General features: G+C 66.3%; 25 protein-coding genes. 7 read left to right on the top strand and 18 right to left on the bottom strand.

Annotated elements, in window-relative coordinates; genetic code table 11:
• Nucleotides 1-45: 45 nt before the first annotated feature.
• The 11 genes from DEJ05_RS02605 to DEJ05_RS02555 all read right to left on the bottom strand — a co-directional run bounded on the left by DEJ05_RS02605 (nt 46) and on the right by DEJ05_RS02555 (nt 15144).
• On the bottom strand, nt 46-1935 hold the full coding sequence (locus tag DEJ05_RS02605; RefSeq protein WP_146244999.1) for a hypothetical protein: 1890 nt from the start codon (nt 1933-1935) through the stop codon (nt 46-48).
• A gap of 335 nt (nt 1936-2270) precedes the next feature.
• Complete coding sequence (locus tag DEJ05_RS02600; RefSeq protein ID WP_111109674.1) at nt 2271-6395, bottom strand: hypothetical protein; 4125 nt, start codon at nt 6393-6395, stop codon at nt 2271-2273.
• A 355-nt stretch (nt 6396-6750) separates the two neighbouring features.
• Nucleotides 6751-7458, bottom strand: a complete 708-nt coding sequence (locus DEJ05_RS02595) for an ABC transporter ATP-binding protein (protein ID WP_111109673.1) — start codon at nt 7456-7458, stop codon at nt 6751-6753.
• Nucleotides 7455-8714, bottom strand: a complete 1260-nt coding sequence (locus tag DEJ05_RS02590; protein WP_111109672.1) for a hypothetical protein — start codon at nt 8712-8714, stop codon at nt 7455-7457. The genes DEJ05_RS02595 and DEJ05_RS02590 overlap by 4 nt, the downstream gene beginning before the upstream one ends.
• Nucleotides 8702-9607: a hypothetical protein gene (locus DEJ05_RS02585; RefSeq protein WP_111109671.1), complete on the bottom strand. Its 906-nt coding sequence runs from the start codon at nt 9605-9607 to the stop codon at nt 8702-8704. The genes DEJ05_RS02590 and DEJ05_RS02585 overlap by 13 nt, the downstream gene beginning before the upstream one ends.
• Nucleotides 9608-9664: 57 nt before the next feature.
• Nucleotides 9665-10108 carry a hypothetical protein gene (locus tag DEJ05_RS02580; protein WP_111109670.1) on the bottom strand — a complete coding sequence of 148 codons (444 nt, stop codon included), beginning with the start codon at nt 10106-10108 and terminating at the stop codon, nt 9665-9667.
• Nucleotides 10109-10474: 366 nt separating this feature from the next.
• Entirely contained in the window at nt 10475-11107 is a 633-nt protein-coding gene (locus DEJ05_RS02575) for a hypothetical protein (RefSeq protein ID WP_111109669.1), read from the bottom strand.
• Between the two features lie 231 nt (nt 11108-11338).
• Nucleotides 11339-13162, bottom strand: coding sequence for a histidine-type phosphatase (locus DEJ05_RS02570; protein ID WP_111109668.1), 1824 nt, complete (start codon nt 13160-13162; stop codon nt 11339-11341).
• 232 nt (nt 13163-13394) lie between these two features.
• Nucleotides 13395-13580 carry a hypothetical protein gene (locus tag DEJ05_RS02565; RefSeq protein ID WP_071244971.1) on the bottom strand — a complete coding sequence of 62 codons (186 nt, stop codon included), beginning with the start codon at nt 13578-13580 and terminating at the stop codon, nt 13395-13397.
• An 89-nt stretch (nt 13581-13669) separates the two neighbouring features.
• A complete protein-coding gene (locus DEJ05_RS02560; RefSeq protein ID WP_111109667.1) occupies nt 13670-14653 on the bottom strand; it encodes a zinc-binding alcohol dehydrogenase family protein in 984 nt (327 codons plus the stop codon).
• Nucleotides 14650-15144 (bottom strand): MarR family transcriptional regulator, encoded by a 495-nt coding sequence (locus DEJ05_RS02555; protein WP_111109666.1) that lies wholly within the window; start codon nt 15142-15144, stop codon nt 14650-14652. Before DEJ05_RS02555 ends, DEJ05_RS02560 begins: the two co-directional genes overlap by 4 nt.
• 44 nt (nt 15145-15188) lie before the next feature.
• Between DEJ05_RS02555 and DEJ05_RS02550 the strand changes: the two genes are divergently transcribed.
• The 3 genes from DEJ05_RS02550 (at nt 15189) to DEJ05_RS02540 (ending at nt 16524) form a co-directional block, all read left to right on the top strand.
• Entirely contained in the window at nt 15189-15611 is a 423-nt protein-coding gene (locus tag DEJ05_RS02550; protein WP_110864774.1) for an ester cyclase, read from the top strand.
• Between the two features lie 497 nt (nt 15612-16108).
• Nucleotides 16109-16264 carry a hypothetical protein gene (locus DEJ05_RS17955; RefSeq protein ID WP_181440631.1) on the top strand — a complete coding sequence of 52 codons (156 nt, stop codon included), beginning with the start codon at nt 16109-16111 and terminating at the stop codon, nt 16262-16264.
• 68 nt (nt 16265-16332) lie between these two features.
• Nucleotides 16333-16524, top strand: coding sequence for a hypothetical protein (locus DEJ05_RS02540; RefSeq protein WP_111109664.1), 192 nt, complete (start codon nt 16333-16335; stop codon nt 16522-16524).
• Nucleotides 16525-16532: 8 nt separating this feature from the next.
• On the opposite strand, the gene DEJ05_RS02535 is transcribed toward DEJ05_RS02540, so the two are convergent.
• The gene (locus DEJ05_RS02535; protein WP_111109663.1) at nt 16533-16748 is read right to left on the bottom strand and encodes a hypothetical protein; all 216 of its coding nucleotides are present in this window, start codon (nt 16746-16748) and stop codon (nt 16533-16535) included.
• Between the two features lie 87 nt (nt 16749-16835).
• On the opposite strand from DEJ05_RS02535, the gene DEJ05_RS02530 reads away from it, so the two are divergent.
• Nucleotides 16836-17180 (top strand): DUF2750 domain-containing protein, encoded by a 345-nt coding sequence (locus tag DEJ05_RS02530; protein ID WP_111109662.1) that lies wholly within the window; start codon nt 16836-16838, stop codon nt 17178-17180.
• A 29-nt stretch (nt 17181-17209) separates the two neighbouring features.
• Here DEJ05_RS02530 and DEJ05_RS17775 read toward each other — a convergent pair whose 3' ends face one another.
• Nucleotides 17210-17428, bottom strand: coding sequence for a hypothetical protein (locus DEJ05_RS17775; RefSeq protein ID WP_146244998.1), 219 nt, complete (start codon nt 17426-17428; stop codon nt 17210-17212).
• 160 nt (nt 17429-17588) lie between these two features.
• Between DEJ05_RS17775 and DEJ05_RS02525 the strand changes: the two genes are divergently transcribed.
• A complete protein-coding gene (locus tag DEJ05_RS02525; protein WP_111109661.1) occupies nt 17589-17795 on the top strand; it encodes a hypothetical protein in 207 nt (68 codons plus the stop codon).
• Between the two features lie 113 nt (nt 17796-17908).
• Here the strand turns inward: DEJ05_RS02525 and DEJ05_RS02520 are convergent, their stop codons facing one another.
• The 3 genes from DEJ05_RS02520 to DEJ05_RS02510 are packed head-to-tail and all read right to left on the bottom strand — an operon-like array spanning nt 17909 to nt 20142.
• Nucleotides 17909-18505, bottom strand: coding sequence for a TlpA disulfide reductase family protein (locus tag DEJ05_RS02520; RefSeq protein WP_111109660.1), 597 nt, complete (start codon nt 18503-18505; stop codon nt 17909-17911).
• Between the two features lie 52 nt (nt 18506-18557).
• Nucleotides 18558-18896, bottom strand: coding sequence for an ASCH domain-containing protein (locus tag DEJ05_RS02515; protein ID WP_111023236.1), 339 nt, complete (start codon nt 18894-18896; stop codon nt 18558-18560).
• Between the two features lie 55 nt (nt 18897-18951).
• Nucleotides 18952-20142 (bottom strand): FAD-dependent monooxygenase, encoded by a 1191-nt coding sequence (locus DEJ05_RS02510; RefSeq protein WP_111109659.1) that lies wholly within the window; start codon nt 20140-20142, stop codon nt 18952-18954.
• Between the two features lie 55 nt (nt 20143-20197).
• Here DEJ05_RS02510 and DEJ05_RS02505 point away from each other — a divergent pair, with 55 nt between their 5' ends.
• Entirely contained in the window at nt 20198-20680 is a 483-nt protein-coding gene (locus DEJ05_RS02505) for a MarR family winged helix-turn-helix transcriptional regulator (protein WP_111030429.1), read from the top strand.
• Nucleotides 20681-21050: 370 nt separating this feature from the next.
• Here the strand turns inward: DEJ05_RS02505 and DEJ05_RS02500 are convergent, their stop codons facing one another.
• The gene (locus DEJ05_RS02500) at nt 21051-21761 is read right to left on the bottom strand and encodes an SDR family oxidoreductase (protein ID WP_111109658.1); all 711 of its coding nucleotides are present in this window, start codon (nt 21759-21761) and stop codon (nt 21051-21053) included.
• A 56-nt stretch (nt 21762-21817) separates the two neighbouring features.
• Between DEJ05_RS02500 and DEJ05_RS02495 the strand changes: the two genes are divergently transcribed.
• Nucleotides 21818-22213 (top strand): MerR family transcriptional regulator, encoded by a 396-nt coding sequence (locus tag DEJ05_RS02495; RefSeq protein WP_111030427.1) that lies wholly within the window; start codon nt 21818-21820, stop codon nt 22211-22213.
• A 10-nt stretch (nt 22214-22223) separates the two neighbouring features.
• On the opposite strand, the gene DEJ05_RS02490 is transcribed toward DEJ05_RS02495, so the two are convergent.
• Nucleotides 22224-22601, bottom strand: a complete 378-nt coding sequence (locus DEJ05_RS02490) for a VOC family protein (RefSeq protein WP_111109657.1) — start codon at nt 22599-22601, stop codon at nt 22224-22226.
• Nucleotides 22602-22679 lie beyond the last annotated feature (78 nt).

Below are 22679 nucleotides of genomic sequence, written 5' to 3'. Positions count from 1 at the left end.
CATGGTTAGCCATCGTTGGAAATGATGCGGCTGGTCGGGGTGACTTCACTGGTCGGCACCGATGACAGAGAACTGCGCGCCGACGCTCCGACACGTCGCCTCTGCCTCGAGAAGGAGGGTGCTGAGCTGCGCGTGTCGACCCCGTAGGCTCGAAGTCGCGCCTCCAGCGTCGATCTCGTACTTGCCTCGTAGCGTGTGCGGGTGGAGCACCACGACTCGGCGCCTGATCTTCCTTCTCCTGCCGAGGAGTTCGTCCGCGAAGCCGGAGGCGTCGAGGCCAGGGTTGTCCTCGTTCCAAACTCGGGCGTTCGCGGACAGCGCCCGGAGCTTCGCGGCGATCGCTTCCGGCTCTGCGTAAGCGAGGTTCTTGATTGCCTGGGCTATGACCACCTCGTACTCGCTCACTGACAGCCCACGATTGGAGTCCCCGCTCTTGCCACCTTTCGCGTGGATGAACGTCAGCAGGCTCTCTCCGTCGTCATCGATCGGTGCTAGATGAAGGAAGTCCGCGATCTCGCCGCTCCCGTCATCGCACAACAGGATTCCGGGACGCCCTTCGCCCCACCGGTCGTATACCCAGCTGAACAACGAGTCATCACCCATCTCGCCGATGCGAGAGAGGTCAGCAGCCCGCCGATCGGTCGCATTCAGGCGGATCGGCTTCTCCTTCGTGACATCCACTGTGCGCGGCGTGGTGAAGTCGACCCACTCCCACCCCGTGAACGGCACTGCTGAGTAGTGCGGGAGGTACGCCACTCTCCCGGACACCACGTGGCCGTCGGAGTAACGAATCTTCCCCCATCCCTCCTCCACGAGGATGGTCTCGATAGCCTGCTCGTAATCGTCGAGCTCATCCGTCTGCTCCGCCGGGACGACCCTCAAGGCAACCGTGTTGGAGGCCTGCGGGTACCGGATCTCGAGCGTCACATGGGCGATGGCGGACCCCTGGGCGACGAGATGAACCACCGCGTAAACGCTCCGGTCACCGGTGTCATCGTCCTCGATGATCGTCGAGTCCGTCGTGTCGAGATCCAGACTCACCTGTTCCAGCAAGGCCAAGGCGTCGGCCGCCTCCGACGTCCCCAATTCGCGTTCACCCTGCGGTGCCCAACCGATCTCGTCAGGAACTCCGAGTTCGTCCAGCGACTCGACTGGCTGTGCAAGCTCGGCGATCGGCGTCGCGATCGCTGACGCGCCCGAAAGTAACTTCAGCGCCCACTCCGTTCGCTCACAGAAGTCGGCGAAATCCGCCGACTGGCCCAGCCAGATCCGATGCTTGGACGGCGAGAGACCGATCGACTCATAATCGTCTTCTCCGAGGGGTACTCGCGAGCGACCGGACGAGAAGTGGTAGGTCTGATCGCCGAACGGATCGATCACCGAGCGGACGTTGAGCCCCGTGAGCTGCTTGCTGTCGGCCTTCGTCTGGACAGGATGGTGCAGGCCCTTCATCCAGACCGTGGGCATCGCCCAGGTGCTGTGGGTGAACGCACCGTTGATGAGATCTGCAGGCATCAGCTTCACCTTCGTCACAGTCCCGTCGTCCACGGCGCGCACGATCCGTCCCCAGTCGGACGGATGCGAGGTGTACACGGCAATCGAACGTGCGCACTTCAGCACGAGGACGAGGTGCAGGACGTCGTGGAGGACTGGACTGACGTGACGAGCGCCGGTAGGGGCGCTGAGTTCAGGTCCGCGCCACCAAGAGGGGGTCTCGCGTACACGGTACACAAATCCCTTTCCCTCAACGGACGCGTTCGTGAACTTCTCGACCGTGTGCACGCTGCGGGGTTCGCCACGCTCGCTGTTCGGACGCCCCGAGAACACCGCATTTCGGATCTCGGCGAGGAGCGTGGCCACGCTCCGGTTCGAAGAGCCGGCCACGAGCAGGCCGAGCGACAGGTACGGCCCGAAGTGGGATGGGTCGATCGTCATAGTAGAGAGCATATGGGAGCGGTGGCGTTCAGTATGTACTGTGGCGGGACGAATTCGACCATACGAACGCGAGCCGGTTTAAGTACGGCCGTCATCTGACGCTCTGCGGCCCGTGCTTCCTTTTTCTCCTCGCCCAGCGGCAACGGAAGATGAGACTGCGACGCTGTCATCGCGGCCTGCAAGCCAGGGTCGCGCGCAGCAACCTTCCAACGGGAGTCAGGTGCCGTGATCATGAGTCCAAGTTGCTGGTGACCTCTGACATCGATTCGGCGACCTGCGACAGCTCAAACACCATGTACCGGACTCGCGTCGATCATCGAATCTGGGCACCCGGATCACGCATTGGCCGGGTATTCACCCATGCGTTTGGGTTTTCGCCGCGACCACGAGCTGGGGACGGGCATATTGCCGTTAACAACGATTACTGCGACCAGGGAGGGGGTCTCCGGGCTGTCGAGACCGTGCAGCGCGGGCACGAGGGTGAATACATAGTTCTCGGGTGCCCCGACTGTGAGCTCTTTCGGGCTCATATCTAGGATCGCGAGGATTGACAGGTGCCGACCGTCCGCCGAGGCGTACTGGGTGGCTTGCCCTATGTACTTGGGGGCAGAAGCCTCGGTCACGGGGACAAGGCGTTCGACTTTCAGTTCGGCGGTAATGCAACCGTGGCGAATATCGAGGTAGCCGAGCGCCAAGGGGTTGCCACGCTCGACACGTCCCTCCAGCTCCGGGTCCGCAAGCAGATCGGCGAAGAGATCGTCATGGAATTGCCGCTCTGTGACGCGCGCGCCGCGACGATACTTCTTCTCCCACGTGAATCGGAACCCGGACCGGCACACCGAGGTGAACAGCCGACAGAACGCTTGCACCTCGTCGTCCGGGAAGTCACCGGCAAGCGATGAGTAGAGGGCAAGCAAATGCTCATCAACGATGTCGTAGGTCGTCAGCGCGTCTCGTGACGCGTCGAAGGGACGAAGCCGGATCTGTGCGTGGCCCGCGATGTCTAGCCGTTCTACCCGCGGCTTACCCTTTACGGACCCCGACCAGCTAGCGGCAATGACGAACGGAGGCGCAGGACGACCTGCAGGCAGAGCGAACCGTAAGACTAAGGTTCCTTCCCCAGTCAGGACACCGTCGAAGCCGTCGCTCCTCTTCCAGGTCATAACCGGAAGCTGGATGTCCTTCGCTGACAAACCGCCAACAAGTTCCAGGTCGAGGCGGTCGGCCCAGACGGGCCACTCGTCGACCTGAAGCTTCACGCCTAAGGAGTACACCGTGTGCCGCTGGAGCACCGCGGGTCCTGTTAGCTGTCGGTCGTCAACGGAGATCATCGCGACCGCGACCGCCTCGGGCGCGATGACTGCATCTCGCTCGGTCGGTCGTTCCGCTTGAAGCGGAGCACCCTCGATGATGATGAGCGGGAGCGGCAGCGACGCCCACTCACCAACTAGCGCGATGGGGTCTACGTCCCCTTCTTCCTGCAGCACGCGGATGAGCTCAGCTGATAGCAATGCTCCTAACGGATCATCGGTGCCCAGTTCGCTTTCGACGCGCTGGGTGAGGGAGCTGGCGGATCGTTTCACCGTTCGCCGCCGGGCCCGAGCTGCAGGGTCGTCGCGGTCCATCTCCGCCGCTTCGAGCCTCAAAAGATGTGCGGCGACGACACACAGCTCTGCGAACAACCTGAGATAAGCGGCGGTGGGCGTCGCACGCTGCGACCACTCCGTTAACTTCGTCGCTTCTTCTTCGAGCGACAAGGCAGCGGCGTCAATGCTGCTGACGGACGACAGGCCCGCGGTCCCGGTCAACAGCCTGCGGATTGATATCCGCAGCGCACTCTGCGCATGCAGGTTGAATGCCAACGACGGGAAGCCGTTCTCGTCGGTCGGCTCCTCGTCGACGTGAGGTGGCTCGTCTCCCGAAATGGCCGCGTTGACGAGCGTGGTCAGAGTGCGCTGCCGGTCAAATGCCTGCGTCTTTGGGATCGACGCCTCAAGCCGCTCGCAGATTGCACGAGCGTCGTCTGCTCGGTTGGCGCGCCAAGCCACTTCGACGATGTGCAAGCCTGCGAGGATTCGCTCGGGGCCGGGTGCCTGCGCGGCAGCTTTCAGATCCGCTACTCCCAATCCGACCAGACCCTGCCCACACTCGAGGAGTGCGACCTCTTCCGTGTCGTGTCGCCGGTTGAACGGTGAGTTGTAGGTTGAGTCGGCCACTCGGCCGAGTCGTATCTGGGCGGACTCAACACTCTTCCGTGCTCTAGAAGACCAGTTCACCCGGAGAACGTCGTTGATCTCGTGGGCCGGCAGCGCCGCAGAGACCTTCAGTAGCGTTCGCTCCAGCGCGACGTTGTCTTCGGGAAGCCGCTGTAGGAGACGGCCGGCGCACTCCACCGATGGTTCAACGAGGGAGGAATTCGGGCCGCCGACCTTGCTGGACGCGAACCACGTCACAGCGAATCGCAATCCCGACCGCATCGCATCCTCGGTCAGGCTGAGCCGAGGAAGGCTCTCCAGTAACGCGGTAATCACGGCGATGTACTGGTTCTCCATGAGGACCGGCAGCAAGTCCTCGAACAGGCTGGGCAGGGGATTCCTCGAAGCGACCTCGGCCCAGGCGCGGATAGCTGTAGCCACAAGGGCAGGGGACGAGCTCATGAGGTTCGTATAGAGAACGGGTATGACAGCTGTCAGCACTCCTGGCCTCTGGCCGGCATCGCGTCCGATGTTGCCTAGTACCCGCAAGAGGCGCGCGCTAACGCCCCAGTCCTTCTCCTCATCGCGTTCGTGGCTGAGGAACTTCACGACAGCATCCAGAGCGATGCTTGGATCGGCCTGCGCCGCGTACTCGACCGCATCGAGGCAGCGGGAGGCGGCGGACCTCAGGACCGTCTGCCGTGTCGCCCACTCCATCTTCGCAAGCGCGTCGGGTAGGGCGTTTGTTGGTACGAGAACCTGCGATCTGGGCTGGTCAGCCGCGCTGTTTGCGGTGATGAACCCTCCCAGGAGCACGTCGATCTGGCTTGCGGCCCAATAGGGGGCATCCCTGGCGAGATCGAGAATGATGTCCGCAGCCTGCCCCGCCACGTCGTATCCCCATCCTCCGGCAAGTCGCAGCATCGACGTTTCGAAGATCCGCGCGCGCAATTGCTGACGGTCCTCATCGGACAGTTTGGGTTCCTCGCCCTGCCAACCACGGTCGGGGTCGACAAGCTGCGAGAGAAACCACCACACCTTGAAAAGGGTTCCCCGTTGCTCATCTGAAGCACCCTCGCCCGCTGCAGCCCAAGCCTCCTCCGCGCCATCCACACCACGCACGATGAACAGGCCCAGCGCCCGCTGGACGGCTGCATGAGAATGCCCCTCCATCTCGTCATCAGCTGTGAGCAGATTGCGGACGAGAGCAGGAACAAATCGTGGAGCGATGGGCTCATCCATGATCAGCAGCTGAGCAATCGCGCCTGCCGCGGTGGCACGACTGCGGCTCGAGTGAACGGTCGCCGTCGGCGACCTGTTGCCAGGCGGAAGCTCCAGACCAGACAAGGAAGGCGGGCCAGGCAGCATATCTTCAAGAAGTTCCATCAGCGTGTCGCTCGCCCGATCTGCAAGGAGCTTCAGCGTCGCGGGATCAGTAGAGCGGCTCTCGCCCGAATACCCGAAATCGTCCTCTAAAGGACCGTATGCGACATAAAGAAGAGACCTGACAACGGACGCCGTGAAATCATCGGGTCGCGTGACGTTCTGAAACTGCAAAAGCACTCGCGCGGCATCCTCTGCTGCCCAGGTCTCGAGCACGGCGAGCGCGGCATCCACGACGTCCCGCCGCCAGCGCATCTGGGTGCGAGCGAGGATTCGCAGTGGCTTGAGCATGGTGGGACGGCCAAAGCCCACGAGTATCAGCATCTCTGCGACCACGACTTCAGAGAACGTGTCAGGCGCCTTCTGTGCGAGAGCGGTCAGCCGTCGCAGCGCTGCGGCAGCGCTCTCATCATCGGATGCATCCAGGACATCGAGGTCCCGCAGAGCGCGTTCCATGGCTGGATCAGCCGACACACGGAGAGCACCACGCTTGCGGACACGCTGTTCTCGAAGTGCTTCTGCTTCGGCCTTCTCGGCATCAGCGATAAGTGCGGCCTCGGCCTCATGCCTTTCCTCGGCCTCCACCAGCCCAGCGAGCGTCGGCACCTGACCGGAGGGGCGGCGGAGCTCGCAGCCGATGCAGTTCTCCGTGTAGAACTGGCGGGCTACCGAACCAAGTTGAAGCCCAGCGGTCGTCCCGTGGGCTTTGATGCACCCGATCTTGCGCATGTTAATCGGGAGGCCCACGGCAGGTTCGAGCATGCCTTGCCCGCCGAACGGGACGAACTCCATGTGGAGGCAATGGTTGTGTGCGAGCTGGATCACCCGAGCGTTTTCCTTGCCCCGGGCGATGGCCTCCTCGAAGTGTGCGTCGAAGCTCAACTGCGTCCACCCCCAATCTCCCCTGCAATGCCAGCGGTTCGGCGCCGATAGACCGATGGCTTGACTCTACCGACGCCTCGGAGTGCCCGGAGCGGGATCAAAGACTCCATGTGTAGTAGACACGCCCTAGCGGCTCGCGCCCGACTGGGACGCCACGAGTTGCTCGGTCAGCGTGATCCGCGTCACCGACGCGACGTACCGTGCGGCGTTTGCAGACGCCCGACGGATCGCTGCAGGAGAGAAGTCGCCGACACTGTTCTCGGTGTCCCTCGAGACCGCGGGGCCGAACGGCCCGGGAATCCTGCGACTGTTCGGGACCGACATCAACGTGGAGGGACTCGAGTTCGAGCCCGATTCACACACGGCGAAACGGGAGATGTTCGCCGAGTTCTTCAGCCGCGACCGTCCCGCGCGCGATGAGCTGCTCGTGTTGTAGCTGCAGTCGACGTCCACATCGCTGTGCAACGCGCTCACTGTGGGTGACGATCACAAACTTGGTTCCCGCTTGCTGCAGCCGATCGAAGAGGGCGAGCACGTCGTCTTCGGTCGCCTCGTCCAGTGCGCCGGTGGGCTCATCGGCGAGGACGACGGCAGGGCGCTTCGCGATGGCTCGAGCGATCGCGACGCGCTGCGCTTCTCCTCCTGACAGTCGTCGTGGGCGCTTGCCAGCGAGGTGGCTGATGCCGACCGCCTCGAGAGCCTCATGCGCTCGGTCGGCGGAGTCAGCGCGAGCAGGAACGCCGAGCCGGACGTTGTCGAGCACGCTCCGGTCGCCGAGGAGCCCGTGGTCCTGGGTGACGATGCCGATGTGTCGGAGTCGATGCGCCGCCATCCTCCGTGCGGTGCGCTCGAGCACGTGCCCGTCGTGCTCGTATGTCCCGCCGAAGTCGGTGTCGAGGCCGGCGAGGATCCGGAGCAGCGTGCTCTTGCCGGATCCGCTCCGCCCGGTGATCGCGACCGAGTGATCGTCTTCACGAAGGTCGAAGTCGAGTCGGTCGAACAGCGCTCGGGTCGATCCGTCGGGCTCGGTGATGGTCTTCGAGACGTCGCGCAGCACGATCATCGTGGGGCACCTCTTCGCCGGCCGAGTGCGCCGTCCGCCACGCACCAGAGGAGCAGGGCGGTGCCGGCGCCGAGTCGAGCCATCTCGCTGTCGTTGGGGAGCAGTGCGCTGGTCGCGAGGAACAGCCCGAGCGCGGCGGTGTACTCGGTCAGGCGGCTTGCGCGGAACAGTCGGTTCGTCGCGTCCGGGCTCCTCCCGAGGAGATGGTGCACCCGCGCCACTGGCGCACGACGGTGATGCAGGAGCCGGTGGAGGAAGGCCGTGATGATGCCCACGCCCGCGGTGAGGATGATGAGCAGCGCAGTGACGAGCACCAGGTTGTCCTGGATGAGCTGGCGGACGAGGGAGAGCTGCACGAGGTAGGTCGGTACTCCGAGCAACGTGTACGACCGGAAGCTGGTGTCGTCTCCGATCGCGTCGAGACGCGCGACGACGTCCCCGAAATCGAGGCTGTGATCGACGGCGAGGTCGGCGTTGAGCACCTGGAACACCAGGCGTCCGAACAGCTCGGGATCCACCCGGTCGAGCGCTGCTCGGTCGAGTCCGGCGAGTGTCGGCGGGTAGGGCACGATGACGGTGCCGTCGAGGTAGTGGTTGGGCTCACCGCGGAAGTACATGGCACTGTCCGGCTCGAGGAAACCGACGACCTCGAGCTCCTGCTCCTGCAGGATGACCGCTCCGGTGAATCGCGCTCCAACCTCGTACACGCCGCGGTACTCGTTGCCGAGCAGCACCGGGATCCGGCCAGATCCCCAGTCGACAGCGTCCCAATCGATCGGCACGCCGTCCTGAACGGAGAGCCCCGCGAACTCGTACGCGGTCTCGTTGAGCTGGACGGACTTGATGTCCTGAACGGTCCTGCCGGACTCGTCCTGGTACTTCCCCCTGAGCGTGTACTCGGTGCCGTAACCGATGTCGAAGCGGTCGTCGCCGCGGAAGTCCTGGACGGTCACGGGCTGGTCGTACGAGGAGATGAAGTCGAATCGGGGCTCATCGTCGATACGGTCGACGAACGAGGCGACGTCGTCGAGTGCGTGCTGGTCTCGCCGGATCGCTTCGAACGCATCCGGGCCGAGATCGTCGACCACCGTGTAGAGGTCGGCATCGGCATCAGCGGACAGTCCTTGGGCCACGGCCTGCGATGTGGACTGGGTGAACGACGCCACGTTGTACCAGCAGAGTGCGAGCAGCACGAGCAGGACGATCTTGGCGACGATGATCGCCCAGTTGGACCGGAGGTCGTTCAGCAGTTCCATCGACGGCTTCCTTGCAAGAACGAAGCGACGGACACGGCAAGCACGACGGTTCCGACCGCGACGACTGCGGCGGTGACGTCGAGGTCGAGGATGGTGGTCTGCCTGACGACTGCCGCGCCCGCGAGGGCAGTCGTACAGGCGGCGGTGCCGATCACAGCGACTCTGGCGGCTGCGCTGCGCAGGGTGTTCAGCGGTCGGATCCCGGTGGTGAAGCGGACGGCGGCGGTGCGGAGTTCCCATCGTCCGGCCTGAAGACCTGCGACCACGGCGATGAGCATGATGACGAGCGCGCCGAGCGCGACCAGGACCGGCGACACGGCGTCGACGTTCGTCCTGCGGTTCGTGCCGTCGTCGATGATCTCGACGCTCCTGCCCGGGAACTGTGCGCGGTAGTGGTGGGCGCTGCTCGGGCCGTCCAGGAGCAGCCGTTGCGGTGACGCCGAGAACCGCGACGGATCACCGAGGACCACATCGTCGGACAGCAGGCTGTCGGCCCGGACGCCGAGTCGCCCCACCACGTTGTACGGCTTGCCATCGACGGCGATGTCGTCGCCGCGGATGGCAACGTCAGCGCCGGCGAGGGCTTCGCCGGGGCGCCCGGTCAGTGCGTGCCCGTCGTGCAGTGGGACGTCTGTCCACTGTCCGGACAGGACCACGACGGCGCGGACGTCACCGTCCAGACCCACGAACACCTTCGTCCCCGGTTCGAACGCGCTCCGAGCACGCACGAGTTCATCGAGTGTCGCGGTCACCCACGCGCTCTGGCCCGTACGGAGGTCATTGCCTTCCGCGGCGATGACACGTCGGCGAGCGTCGAACACCCCGAGCAAGACCGTCAACACCATGGCCAGCAGGAGCAGGCCCGCGATTGCCGTGATCTGTTGCTTCGTCACGTCTTCTCCTCACGCAGCAGCGGGTGCGAGCCGTCGGCTCGCACCCGCTGCGATGTGTCACCTGCCGTAGTAGGTCTTCGCGCTACCGACACCGTTGCCGGGCTGGTTCGGTCGGTACGGCTTCCACGCGGTCACTGCTTCCGTGCCGGACTTGCCCCACTTCCGGCCGGAGTCAGCGATGATCCTGCTGCCGTGCTCGAGCCGCGCGCGCGTGTAGTGCTGCACCCCTGCCCAGGTCGTCCAACCATGCGAACGCTTGTGCGTCGTCCCGCTGATGGTCTTCCGTTCCGAAGCGCCACGGTGGTTCACCGCGAGCACCGTCATCCCGGTTTCTGCGCCCTCGACGGTCCCGGTGCTCTCCGACCATCCGCCGATGACTCCCTGGCTCCCTGCAACGTCCTGCGCATGCGCGGGGGCCGTGCCGAGGAACACCATCCCCCCGACGGCCGCTGCGGCGAAGCCGGCGGTGATACGCCGAGCCTGTTGACCGATCTTGCTCATCGACTGCTCCTTCTCTCAATGCTGACGTTCAGCCGTTAACATGTCAGACGTAGAACGTTTTGTCTAGCGAGTCCATCGTGGTTCGCAACCGTCCGGCGGAGACGTGATCCGGATCTGCAGCGCGACCACGGACGGACGAGAGGCCCGGTGGTACACACCGTCGGTGACTGCGAACAGCCCCTGCTTCGCGGCCAGATCGGACAGGAGTGCAGCCTGCTGCTGGATCGCCACAGAAGCGTCGTTCTGCTTCAGGCGCCTTTCATCCGAAGCGCCCTGCTGGTGCCGTGACGCTCATCGCTCGTCCGAGCGATGTCCTCGTCCGATCTCCCGATCGACCGCACCGGTCTGGAGCCTCGCTCCGGTCGGTCAGAGCTTGACGGGGAACGTGGCGAGGAGGGCGATGCCGGCGAGCGCGCCAACGACGGCTGTGATCAACAGGACATCTCGCAGTCGCTCGCGCAGTTCCCGTTGGGACAGGGCCGTGAGGAACAGGACGAGGGCGAAGAGGACGGTGAGGATGGAGTAGTTGTCCGCCCGTTGGTTCATCTCGAGCGCCCGGGCGAAGCGTCCATCCGCGCGATCGGCGAGTGCGGTCGCGGCGGCGGTGCCCTCGGGGACGTAGGACCGCTCGGCGAACGGTCCGGCCGCTGCTTTCCCGTCGGCCTGCCAAGCCTCGAACGCGGTCCGGAGCTCCGGGGTGAACCGTTGCTCGACGTAGTCCCGGAGCACCGTGTCGTTGCGTGCATCAGCGAGGACCCACTGCACCCAGATGGTGAGGTCCCACTGCCGGGCGTCGCGCGCTTCAGAGGTCGCGTCGGCGGCTTGCACCCGAGCGCTCGAGGCCTGGCTGAACGCGATCGACATCTCGCCGCTCCACTTCGATGCCTGGAACCCGCACCAGGCGGTGAGGACCGCGGTGATCGAGAGGATGAGGACGGTGATGAGCTCGCGGTTCGAGCGCCAACGAGTCCGGCGATCGGACTGCCCTGTACTGCTCATGCCTTCTGCTCCCGGCCGTCGGTCCGTTGAACGGACCACCACCTTCGTCCTGCTGGGGGAGGCGCCCATCGCCCGGAGCGGGTGAACTCGGCGAGGACCTGGAACGCGACCACGGACGGACTGGAGGCACGGTGCCAGCTGGCACCGTGCCTCCAGTCCGTCCGTCACCCCGCTGGGGCGGGGCGCCGGGACAGGCTGGTCATCTCGAGAAGCCGCGGATCCGCGTCGGTGTCACTCGGTGGGTCGCCGGCGACGCCGGCGACGCAGCACCAGCGTCCCGGCGCCGGCCAGGAGGAGCAGTGTCGCGAGCAACGCCGGTCCGACAGGTGACTCCGCTCCGGTCGCGGCCAGCGTGCCCGTCGCCGTCGCCGGGATCGTCGGCGGGGTCGTCGGTGCGCCGGCAGCATGGGTCGCTGGTGCCACGGTCGGCGTCGGCGCGGGCTCCGCGGTGGGCGTCGCGGTCGGTCCTGGCACGGCCGCAGCGATCAGCGGGCTCTCGGTCATCGCCGCGCCGGTCAGGCAGTGCTTGAGCTCGGTCTCCTTGACCCAGTGCGACCCTGCGGCGACCGCACGGCAGCCGGAGGCGAACGCGATCTCCCGCTCGTTGTAGAGCATGCGCACGAGCGGCGTGTAGGTCGCTCCGGTAGCGGGGTCGATGCCCGCTCGCGACACGACGTCCCACTGCACGTTCGCAGCCATCGGCGTCACCTGGGATCCTCGCCACGGGTTGGTGGCGTCGTCGTAGACGTCGGCGTCCGAGGTCGGAGCAGCGTTGTCGGGCGCGGCGACGGTGGATCCCGGCAGACGCAGCAGCGCCGCGAACGGGATGATCGTCTCGGCGTGCGCGAAGCGGAAGGTCGCGACCACGTCGCCGCCGGCGACGCGGGCGTCGATCATGGCGAAGAAGTCGTCGAGCAGGGGCTCGGCGATCGAGTACGTCTCGTCGTGCCCGGCGAGGCTCGGGCCCTTCTCGTAGAAGTCCTCGGCGTCGAGCAGGTACGCGAACCACTCGGCATCCGCCGGCCGGCCAGCGAAGTACTGCGCGAAGTCGAACTGGTGCGGAGCGACGTTCTCCTCTTGCATGTCGGCCGCGATGATGTACAGGTTGTACAGCGACATCGCCGCATCGACGGTGCTCTTGATCGACTTCTTCGGATCGCCGCAGGCATCGGGATCGGCCTTCGTGTCGGCACCGGGCGCACACGCCACCGCGCCGCCCTTCGAGCCGTCGGCGGTGTTGTACCAGGTGTGTGCCTTGTCCGTGCCGATCGCGGCGATGAACCCGGGCGTGAAGATGCCGGAGAGCAAGTCCTTCGCCGCTTCGACGGATCGCGGCTTCGCCTCGATGTACTGCAGGGCTGCGGCGATCGTGCCGCCGTCACCGGTCTGTTGGGCGACGTAGTCCTCGTACGCCTGGGCGCGCTGGCGCTCGGGCGACCCTTCGGCCTTCTCGGTGCCGTCCGGGTTCTCGACCTCGTGGAAGTAGAGCAGGTCAGGGCGCGGCTCGAGCTTGACACCCGTGGCCCCGAAGCCCCGCAAGAAGTTCTCGCCCGACTCCGTCGCGCGAGACTCACCCGAGGTCTCGGCGACGACACGCCCGCCCGTCTTCGCCGCAGCTGCGAACAGCTGCTCGTTGCGCTGCGCGGCCCGTGCTCCGATGCCCTGGTGCTGGGTGGCGCCCTGACCGGTGAGCATGCCGTAGCCGTTCGCGACGTTCGCCGCGGTGATGGCGTCGAGGTTCGCGGAGAACGCCTTCCCGATCTCCGGCGTCAGGAACCCGTTCTCGGCCTGCGCGGTCGCGGCGAGACGGTGCAGCAGTGCGTCGTACTTGTACGCGGACAGTCCCCGGGATCCGTGTCGGGCGACCGACTCCGTGGCGACGGGGGCGTAGCCCGTCGGTGCCGGCGAGTAGGCGTCGATGTCCGACTGGCTGGGGGCGATGTACGGCTGCTTACTGCTGGTGAAGCTGGCCTCGTCGGCGTGTGCCGGTGTCGCGAACACCAGTGAGGCGAGGGCGGCGACGGCAACGCAGGACAGTGCGGTGCGGGTGTTCATGGGTCCTCCGGTATCGGGACCCTCGGGCAGCGGTCCGACAAGCAGAGGTAGCGGCAGCGGGTGAACAGCCTTTGACCTGGGGGTGACCGGACGGTGCTGCCGGGTACGGCGGCGCGCGTGGGATGCGACGACAGGAGCGCAGGCCCTGGACGCGTGCCACTGACGGACTGGAGGCCCGGTGCCAGCTGGTACCGGGCCTCCTGTCCGTCAGTTGCGGGCCACCGAGACCTGCCTAGCTGTGCCCGGATCGTCGGGTCAGCTTCGAGCTGACGACGCCGTAGAGCAGCCAAGCGACGACAACGACGAGTGCGACTGTGCCGTACATCGCCGGCAGGGCGCCCTGCACCAAGAACGGCACGAGCAAGAGACTGACCAGGCCGAGGACGGCCAAGGTGATCTTGTAGCTGCGAGGAGACATCAGACCTTCCTGACTTGCACTGGCTGGCGCCCTTGTCGAGGACGAACGGGTTCCACCCCGAGAGCGGGGTTCCGGAGAGCCCGTACCCATCATCGGATGATGACGACGAGCTTGCCTGACCGGGTCCCGTCCTCCATGTCGCGGTGGGCCTGCACGATCTCCTCGAGTGGATACACCTTCGCGATCGGGACCTGCACGGTGCCGGCTGCGACGGCGTCGAGGAACGTCTGCAGCACCGATGCCGGCAGGTCGCTCGCTTCGCCGGAGTACGCGGTGAGGCGCACCCCGTTGGGGATCACCGCCATCGGGTAGAAGTCGGGGATGGTCCAGACGTCGGAGAGCATCCCGCTGAACGACACGGTGCCGTGGACGGCTGTCGCCCGGAGCGTGTCGGGCAGCGTGTCGGTGCCGATCAACTCGACCGCTCCGTTCACGCCGTCCGGCACGATTCGACGGACCGTGTCGGCGATCCTGCCCGAGTCCACCACGACGTGGTCCGCACCAGTGGTGTGCAGTCGCTCCGTGCGGTCCGGGTTGCGCGTGGTGGCGATGACGGTCATGCCCTGCTGCTTCGCCAGCACGATGCACGCCAGGCCGATCGACGACGTGCCACCGCGGATCAGGATCGTGTCGCCCCGGCGGGCACCGACGCCCACGGTGAGCGAACCGTGTGCGGTCTGCAGCATCTCGGGGACGGCGCCGAGCAGGGACCAGTCGAGGCTGCTCCGGAACGGCACGACGCTGCTGGCCGGAACGACGGTGTACTCGGCGTAGCCCCCGTCGAAGTCGCGACCCATCCCGCCCATCAGCCCGGCTACTTGGGTACCGGCGGGGAACTCTCCACCTGGGGCTGCCTCCACGGTCCCGACGGCTTCGATCCCGGGCACCCGTGGGAAGGTCCCGAAATGGCCCATGCCGCGGCGGAAGTGCAGCTCGGACCGGTTGAGCCCGAACGCTTCTACACGGATCAGCACCTGGCCCGGGCCTGGGATCGGGATCGGCAGCTCACGGAGGTGCAAGACGTCGGGGCCACCGGGTGCGTCGATCACGACGGCCCGCATGGTGGCCGTCATCGCCTTGCCTCCAACGTCGACTGCAGGCGCTCGAGTGCCGCGATGCCGTCTGCGATCGCCGCGGCATCGGCGTCCGAGAGCACGGCGTCCAGCGCTTGGTCGAACCGCTCGTCCGCGAGGGCGAAGGCGTCTCTCCCCTGGGGTGAGAGCACGCTGCGGACGCTGCGCCGATCGTCCGGGTCCGTCGAACGCTCGAGGAAGCCATCGGCGGCGAGCCGGTCCAGCAAGCGACTGGCTGCAGCGATCGACGTCCCGACGCCGGTCGCGACGTCCTGCACCCGGGCGCCCGATGAGGCTGCCTGGACGATCCGCAACACTTCCAGTCGGGCCAGGCTCAGCACACCCTCGCCCCGCATCCGCTTCTCGACCGCGTTCCACACGTCGGTCTCGTGCCGCACCAGCGCGGCGAAGTACTCGTGCAGACGCGCCACTCGCCCGGTCCGGTCATCCTGGGCGTCGATTCCAGGGAGGGGGGCGAGGTCCATACTCATGTTTCGACTCTACGGCATCTACTTGCTATGTAAAGTAGTTGTCCATGACCACAGACACACGCCTCTCGTTCCTGCGATTCGTCGACTTCATCAACAGCGCCGACCCGTCCATCGGTGAGACGGTCATCGCACCGGAGGCGGCGTTCTTGACGCCGTTCTCGCCCGAGCCGCTGCGCGGGCTGCCGGGGTACCTGCAAATCCTGACGATCATGCGGGGCGCGTTCTCTGACATCCAGTGGAGCATCGACCGGATCGTCGTCGAGGGCGACACGGTCGCAGCACGTTTCGAACTCCGCGGCACGCACGACGGCGAGTTCCTCGGTGTCCCCGCTACGGGGAGGACGGTGGTCGCGAACGCGAGCAACTTCTACCGTTTCGACGAGGGACTGATCGTCGACGAGGTCGGTCAGCCGGACGTGCTCAGCATCCTCGGGCAGATCGGGGCGCTCCCGCCGGCACTCGGCTGAACGGTCACCGTTGAACGCCCTCGAGGACCCACCCGTTGTCGCAGATGCGCATCGGGGGAGTGAGTGACCTGGAACCGTCGATGCTGCTCGGGTTCGGCGAGGACGTGCCCCGATCGCTACGGTGATGCGCGCGCAGCCTCGGGCGGCAGCGGCGTCCGTTGGCAAGGTGCATGGATGCAGACCGAGGACGCTTGGCAGATCGCAACCCATTTCCGTCACCGACGCTGTTCGCGGGGGAGTTCGCCGAGTTCTCCAGTCGAGACTGCACCGCGGTCGAGTGTTCGGGCGTGACCCGCGGTCGTCGTCGAGGAGGTCCGGAGCGCAGCCGGCGACGGACCGGGGTGGCCGCCACATCCGGGCACGGACGTCACTTCGCCAGCGCGCGCGGATCGCGGAGAGTCGAGAGTCGAGAGTTAGATGGACGCATGTTCCCTCGCATTCCGCCTCGTGTGTTCGGCCTTGCGTTCGGCCTCGGAACTCTGGTCGCGGGGCTCGTGATGGCACTTCTCGGTGCGGGCGTCCAGTACGTCGGGCTCGTGGCCGGAGGGCTGGTCATCGCGGCGATGGGATTGCTGGCTGCGATCGTCGGCGCGATCGGCTTCGCACTCCACGGGTCCGCCCGATCCGAGCGTGACCGGACGAAGCGAACCTGAGTCGCTGGCAGCCTCGTTCGGCGGTCGATCGTTGTGCGAGACAATCCGCTCGCCGTTACGTTGAGCTGGTGAAGCCGCCGAAGTATCCGCGCCCGTTTGCGTGGTTCATGGTGATCGCAGCCAGTCTTCTGCTCGCGCTCGGACTGCTGAACCTCATCATCAACACCACCCAACCCGGGTCGTGGCTCCTGTTGATCGTGCTCATGCCGTGGCCGCTGTACGCGGGCTTGAAAAGCTTGCGGGACGGCGAAGACCGCTAGCGGATCGGCTACCGGGAGCTCTGCTTGTCGCTTCGTCGTCGCCACTCCCCGCCGGCATAGGCGAGCGTGTACAGCCCCACGACGCTGAGTGGTGAGATAGCCAGGAAGACCAACATCGAGTCGACGAGGACCAACAGCGACGCGGCGACGCCGAGAAGAACGACACCGACGAGGACCAGCGTCCACAGCGGCAGGCGTCGGCCCAGCCACTCGTGAGTCGTCATGATGCTCAAGCTACCCGTGGAACTACCCGACCGACGCCCCGATGGGCGATCGGCTACCGGCACGAGGGTCTGCGCTAGTTTTGTGGTGTGACTGTCAGTGCTGCACAGGCGTCGTCGTTCTTTCGTGAGATCGGCAGCAACGGGCCGGTGTGGACGGTCGAAGACAACAACGGTGTGCCCGCACCGAAGGCAGCCGATGGCCGCCGGGCAATGCCGTTCTGGTCTCGGCGGTCGCGCGCGGAGCGCGTCATCGCACAGGTTCCGGCGTACAAGGGCTTTCGACCCCTGGAGATCTCGCGCGTTGACTTCGAGAGCCGATGGCTTCCGGGAATCGAGAAGGACGGACTGAACGCAGGTCTGAACTGGTCGGGACCTCGTGTAACGGGCTACGACCTGACGCCAGAAGAGCTCCGAGCCCAACTGACCGCCTAGCGATCCCGTACGCGGCGTTCCTCGGGCCCTCAGCGCCTGAGGAGATCGGCGACGAACGTCCCAGCTGCGATGACGCCTCCGAGAACAAAACCACAGCCGACGAATCGTGTGAGCTCCGGAGTGAACTGCCCTCCCCAGAACTCCCCTTGCACTTTCCGCGCGAAGCGGGAGATCGGCCTCGGGAAGAGTACGAGAAAACAGCCCCATATGACGCCGATCACTGCCAGCCCAATCAAGAACGTGCCCACCTCGCTGAGCGTAGCGCGGTCGCGCAGCGCAAGCGATGGAAGCAGTACCGCAAGCCGATCGGCTAACGGGAAGTTTCCACCGGCCCCGTCACTGAACGAATGCCGTTGACCGCGAGGCGAATTGATACCGATCCATGACGGTGACGATAGATTCGCACTCATGACCCCTCGACGCGTCGTACTCGCGACACTGGGTGCGCTCGTCATCGTCATCGGTTTCGTGTTGATGGCCCACTCGGACGGCACGCTCGACCTTCTGGTCGCGTTTCTCGTCATCTTCATCGGGTCCGCTGTAGTCCTGTTCACCACGGCTCAACCGGGCCAAGCGGCTCTCGCCCGCTACTGGGAAAAGTTCGAGAAGAAGTAGCCACGACGCCCGTCACTCCTGCCGGACCGTCAGGCGATACCTCCACGGGGCACCCCGCCGTCCGCGCTCGGCGCACTGACTGCCTCGTTGTTCAGGACTCCGACGTCACGTCGTCACTTGTTGGCTTCGTCGATCAACGTCGTCAACACACTGCGATTGATCGGCCCGAGGATGCGGGCGCTCACTCGGCCCTCCTTGTCGAGAATGATGGTTGCCGGCGTCGAGTTGGGGGCGTTCGTCCCGGAGAACGCGAGTTGCACGGCCGCGTCCTGATCGACGGCGTTGCTGTACGAGACGTCGTGCTCCTTCACGAAGGCACGCGCGGTCGCTGCCGAGTCCCGGACATCGACGCCGAGGAACGACGCCTGGGCGTGCCGATCATCGCTGACGGCTTGGAGGTCCTTCGCCTCGACGCGGCAGGGTGCGCACGACGCGTACCAGAAGTTGAGGACGAGCGCCTTGCCACGGTACTGATCGGCTCGGATGACCTTGCCGTCGAGGTCATGCGTCTCGAAAATGATCCGTTCACCACGATCGTTCGCGGCGAACTCCGTGACAGCACCGTCTCCCGAGATGTAGTTCTTCGTCTCGCCGTCGCGGTACTGCTTGGCCAGGCCGTCATTGCCGCCCGTGCAGCCGGTGAGCGTCACCGCGACCGCGACGGCGACGCCGACCAACAGTGCAGGACCCCCGACTCGACGTTGCCTCATTCCGCCAGGGTATGCGCGCTGGCGGCCACTCTGGTGTCCGTCAGCAGGTGCCCTACAGAGATGGCCGAGTCATGAGTTCTGCCACTTCGACGACCGCGTCGTCCGGCATCTCGGGGTAGTAGTTCTCGCGGAGCTGTTCCCCGAAGCGCCGCATGTCCGTCCCCGGAGGCTGATGCGCCTGTTCTGCCGTGAGGGTGTCGAGCCGGTAACGGTGCACGGCGGTGATCGCGCCGGCCAACGGTTCGGCGGTCGGGTGATCGTCGAAGACGAACGTCGCCGCGCCGACCTGTACGGACTCGTTCCACCGCACGGTGGTGACCTTGTCGCCGCGGATGATCGCTTCGTGGTGCTTCTGATGGAAGTGGACGGTACCTGGGGCTGTGTCGGCCATGCTCCCAGCTTGCCGGACGTCGCGGAGTGAGTGCGTCCCCTGCCTCGCTGAGGACTCAGCGATCGAGGAGGACCGGCAACTCGCGATCGGTCTCGGCGACCTGGGTGAGCTTCATGGCGACGGGTCGAAGCGGCCGTGACATCAACACCTTGTTGAGGAGCCCGCGGAGCGCGAGAGCGAGTCGGGACTGCGGGTACGCCAGGGCCTTGAGTCCGCGAGGGAGGTCCTGCACATCGTCGACCAGCGGGCGCATCCACTTCTCGTACGCGGTCAGCGCTGCTTCCTGGTCCTGCGTCACGTCGGCGAGCTCCGCGGCAAGGACGTACCCGGCGGTGAGCGCGAGTGAGGCGCCGCCGCCACCCATCGGTGTGACGCACCATCCGGCGTCACCGGCCATCACGACGTGGCCGCGGTGCCAGGTCCGCATCCGGATCTGCTGGAGCTGGTCGATGTAGACGTCCGGGGACGTGTCGAGCGCGTCCAGGACCCGTGGCGCCTCCCACCCGACTCCGTCGTACCTGCGCCGCACCGCCGCCAGTGTCTGCTCACGAGTCAGACCCATGACGTCGTCGCCGGGAGAGTAGGCGAGGATCGCGCGGGTGGTGCCGTACGGGTCGGGTCGCAGGTGGACCTGGCGTCCGCGAACGGCGTTGTGCCACCGCCAACGGTCGTCATCGCTGTCGGTCCGCGGGATGGTCCCGAACACCATGGTGACGTCGAGGTCGCGCTGGTCGACGTCGCCCTCGGCGAAGACCATCGCACGGGTCCGAGACCGGACACCCTCGGCGATGACGAACAGGTCCGCGCTGAGGCGCTGTCCCTTCGCGGTCGTCACGGTGACTCTCGCAGCGTCGTCGGCGACGTCCGACACGGTGTCCCCGTAGATGAAGGAGACGCCGGCCGGCAGGATGTCGAGGATCGTCCGAGCGAGGTCGCCGCGCAGGATCTCGAGTTCCGCTGTCGCGCCGCCGGCCCCGTCGGAGGGCAGTTCGGCGGTGACGGCCCCTCGCCCGTCAACGAGCACGGTGCCCGTCTCGGTGGTGTTCCGTGCCTTCACGGCGTCGAACAAGCCCATCTTGCGAAGCACGTCGCGCGCGACGCCTCGAACATCGACGTTCTGTCCGCCGTCACGGAACGCAGCGGCGCGTTCGATGACGGTCACGTCCCATCCGGTCCGGCGGAGCCAGTATGCGGTCGACAGGCCAGCGATACTGGCTCCTGAGATGACAGCGGTGCGGTTTGCCATGGTGTTCCTCCGTTTTGAGCTTTACAATAAAGATACTACACAGTAAAGGAATTCGATGGACGACGTGTTCGAGGCGGAGTGGGATGCACCCCAGGTCGAGGTGATGGAAGCGCTCCAGACCTGGGCGGTGGCGTTCGCGGAGCTCAACCAGCTGATGTCCTCCTGGCTCGACCTGCCGACCACAGATGCGAACGCCCTCGGACAGGTGCTCTGGGCCGACTCGTCCGGGGACCCGCTGTCGCCCGCACGGCTCGGGCAGCGGATCGGTATGACCTCCGGCTCCGTGACGGTGCTGCTGAACCGCTTGGAAGCGGCCGGTCTGCTCGCACGCAGCCGTGAGCACACCGACCGGCGCCGGGTGACGCTCCGTCCGACACCGGCGGCACGGGAACGTGCGCGGGCGTTCACGGAGAGGTCGACCGCCGAGATTGCTGCCGCCCTGCAACAGGTGCCTGCAGCGGAGCTCGAGCACCACGCCGCGTTCATCCGCCGCATGGTCGGTGCCGCGACGGACGCCGCGGACCGGCTCCGCAGGTAGCGGCCGTCGATTGCGGGGAGCCGCGTGGTTCGGTTCGATGCGCTCTCTTGCGACCATGATCGGGTGGAGCGTGGGCAGGGTGTCGACGCAACCTGAGCGCCGGTACGTCGAGGAGCACCCGTCAGCGGACCAGGCGCGGGAGCTGGAGCCCCTCGCCTCCTGAGCTCGGGTGCCAGTGCTCTCCCTTCATCTCAGGAGCCGACCGGAGGCCGGGTGTCAGGGTTGTCCTCATCGATCTCGGGCGTCGCCGTCGCCGCAGCCGCGAAGCCCGGGTCCGAGCGCACGTCGGGGACACCGAGCGCGTCCGCAGCAGGCGGCCCGGCACGGCCGCACGTTGGCGGCCGTGCCGAAGGCTGCGTGAAGCCGACTCCTACGACGCGAGCATCTGCGCCACCACCGCGTACAGCTCCTCGGGGCGGCCGGCGAGCATCTGCTTGATCAACGCGGTCTGCTCGTCGACGACGACCTCGTAGTCGTCGCGCTCGACCCCGTCCAAGGTCGCGCGCGCCACATCCGCAGGGTCGGTCTTGGCCATCGAGATCCCCGCGGTCATGTCGGTGTCGGCGACTCCGAGGTGCACGGACATCACCGCGGTCCCTTGGCCGGCCAGCTCGTGCCGCAACGCGTTGCCCATGTTCCACAGGGCGGCCTTCGACACCGCGTAGGCGGAGGCTCCGGGCATGGCGAGCCACGAGGCACCCGAGGCGATGTTCACGATGCTCCCACCGCCGTTCGCCGCCAGGACGGGTGCGAATGCGCGGATCACGGACAGGGTGCCCCAGACGTTCGTGTCCATGTCGGCGTGCGCTGCGTCCAGGTCGCCCAGCAGGGTCGCCGTGGTCGCGATCCCGGCGTTGTTGATCAGGAGATCGACGTCGGTCGCGACCGCGGCGGCCGCTGCGACGGACGCGGGGGAGGTGATGTCGAGGGCGAGGCGCTCGGCGCCCTCGAGGTCGATCAGTTCGGGGCGTCGGGCGGTGGCGTAGACCTTCGCCCCGCGGGCGATCAGCTGTGCGGCGAGGTGGCGTCCGATACCGCGGTTCGTGCCGGTGACGAGGGCAGTGGCTCCAGAGAGGTTCATGCTCGCTACGCTAGAACCTGACGTCAACGTGAGGATCAAGCCCGAGGGACAGAACGATGCGGATCGGTGAACTCGCAGAACGTGCCGGCGTCAGCGTCCGGTCACTGCGGTACTACGAGGAGCAGGGGCTCCTCGAGTCGGAGCGGACCACGGGCGGACACCGGGAGTACCGCGAGCCCGATGTCGCGCGGGTGCGCTTCATGCAGATGCTCTACGCGGCGGGCATGCCGAGTCGTCGGATCGTCGAACTCCTGCCCTTCCTCGACACCGGGGTCGCCACGCGGACGATGCTCGACCACTTCGACGAGGAGAGCGATCGCATCCGACGCCAGATCGAGGCCCTCGGCGCCACCCACGACCGGCTTACACGGCTCCGTGACATCGCTGCGGAGTCCGTTGCTGGGCGACCACCGGAGGAGTGCCGCTCGTCCGCGAACGCCGCCGCCGCCTGAGCCGCTCCGCCTAGTTGGCGGCGGCGGGCCTGCTGAACAGGTTGACGACGTTGCCGTCCGGGTCGCGGACCAGTGCGGAACGGTTGCCCCACGGCATCGTGGTCGGCTCCAGGACGACGTCGTCGCTGCCGAGCTGCAGTCCGGCGAAGTCGCCGTCGACGTCGGCGACCTCGAACTCGATGAGCACGGAACGGTTCGTGGCCGGCGTCAGCGCGCCGCTGAGCATGGCGACCGTGGCGGTGCTGGCGATCGCGAGGGTCGCACCCGGGCCGCTGAACTGCGCGAAGACCGGTGCGGGGCGCTCGGCCGGCTGGCCGGTGATCCGCTCGTAGAAGGCGACCATGCCCTCGAGGTCGTCGGTGATGATGCGGACGGATGCGAACGACATGGGGTTCCTCACGGTGGTGCTGCTGACTCGGAGCGACCAGCTTCACCGGCCGCCGCGACACCGTCCTGTCGGTGTTTC

This window comes from Curtobacterium sp. MCLR17_045 (assembly GCF_003234405.1).
GTDB lineage: Bacteria > Actinomycetota > Actinomycetes > Actinomycetales > Microbacteriaceae > Curtobacterium > Curtobacterium flaccumfaciens.
The sequence above is the reverse complement of the archived record's forward strand: the minus strand, read 5'-3'. Positions and strand labels throughout refer to the sequence as shown.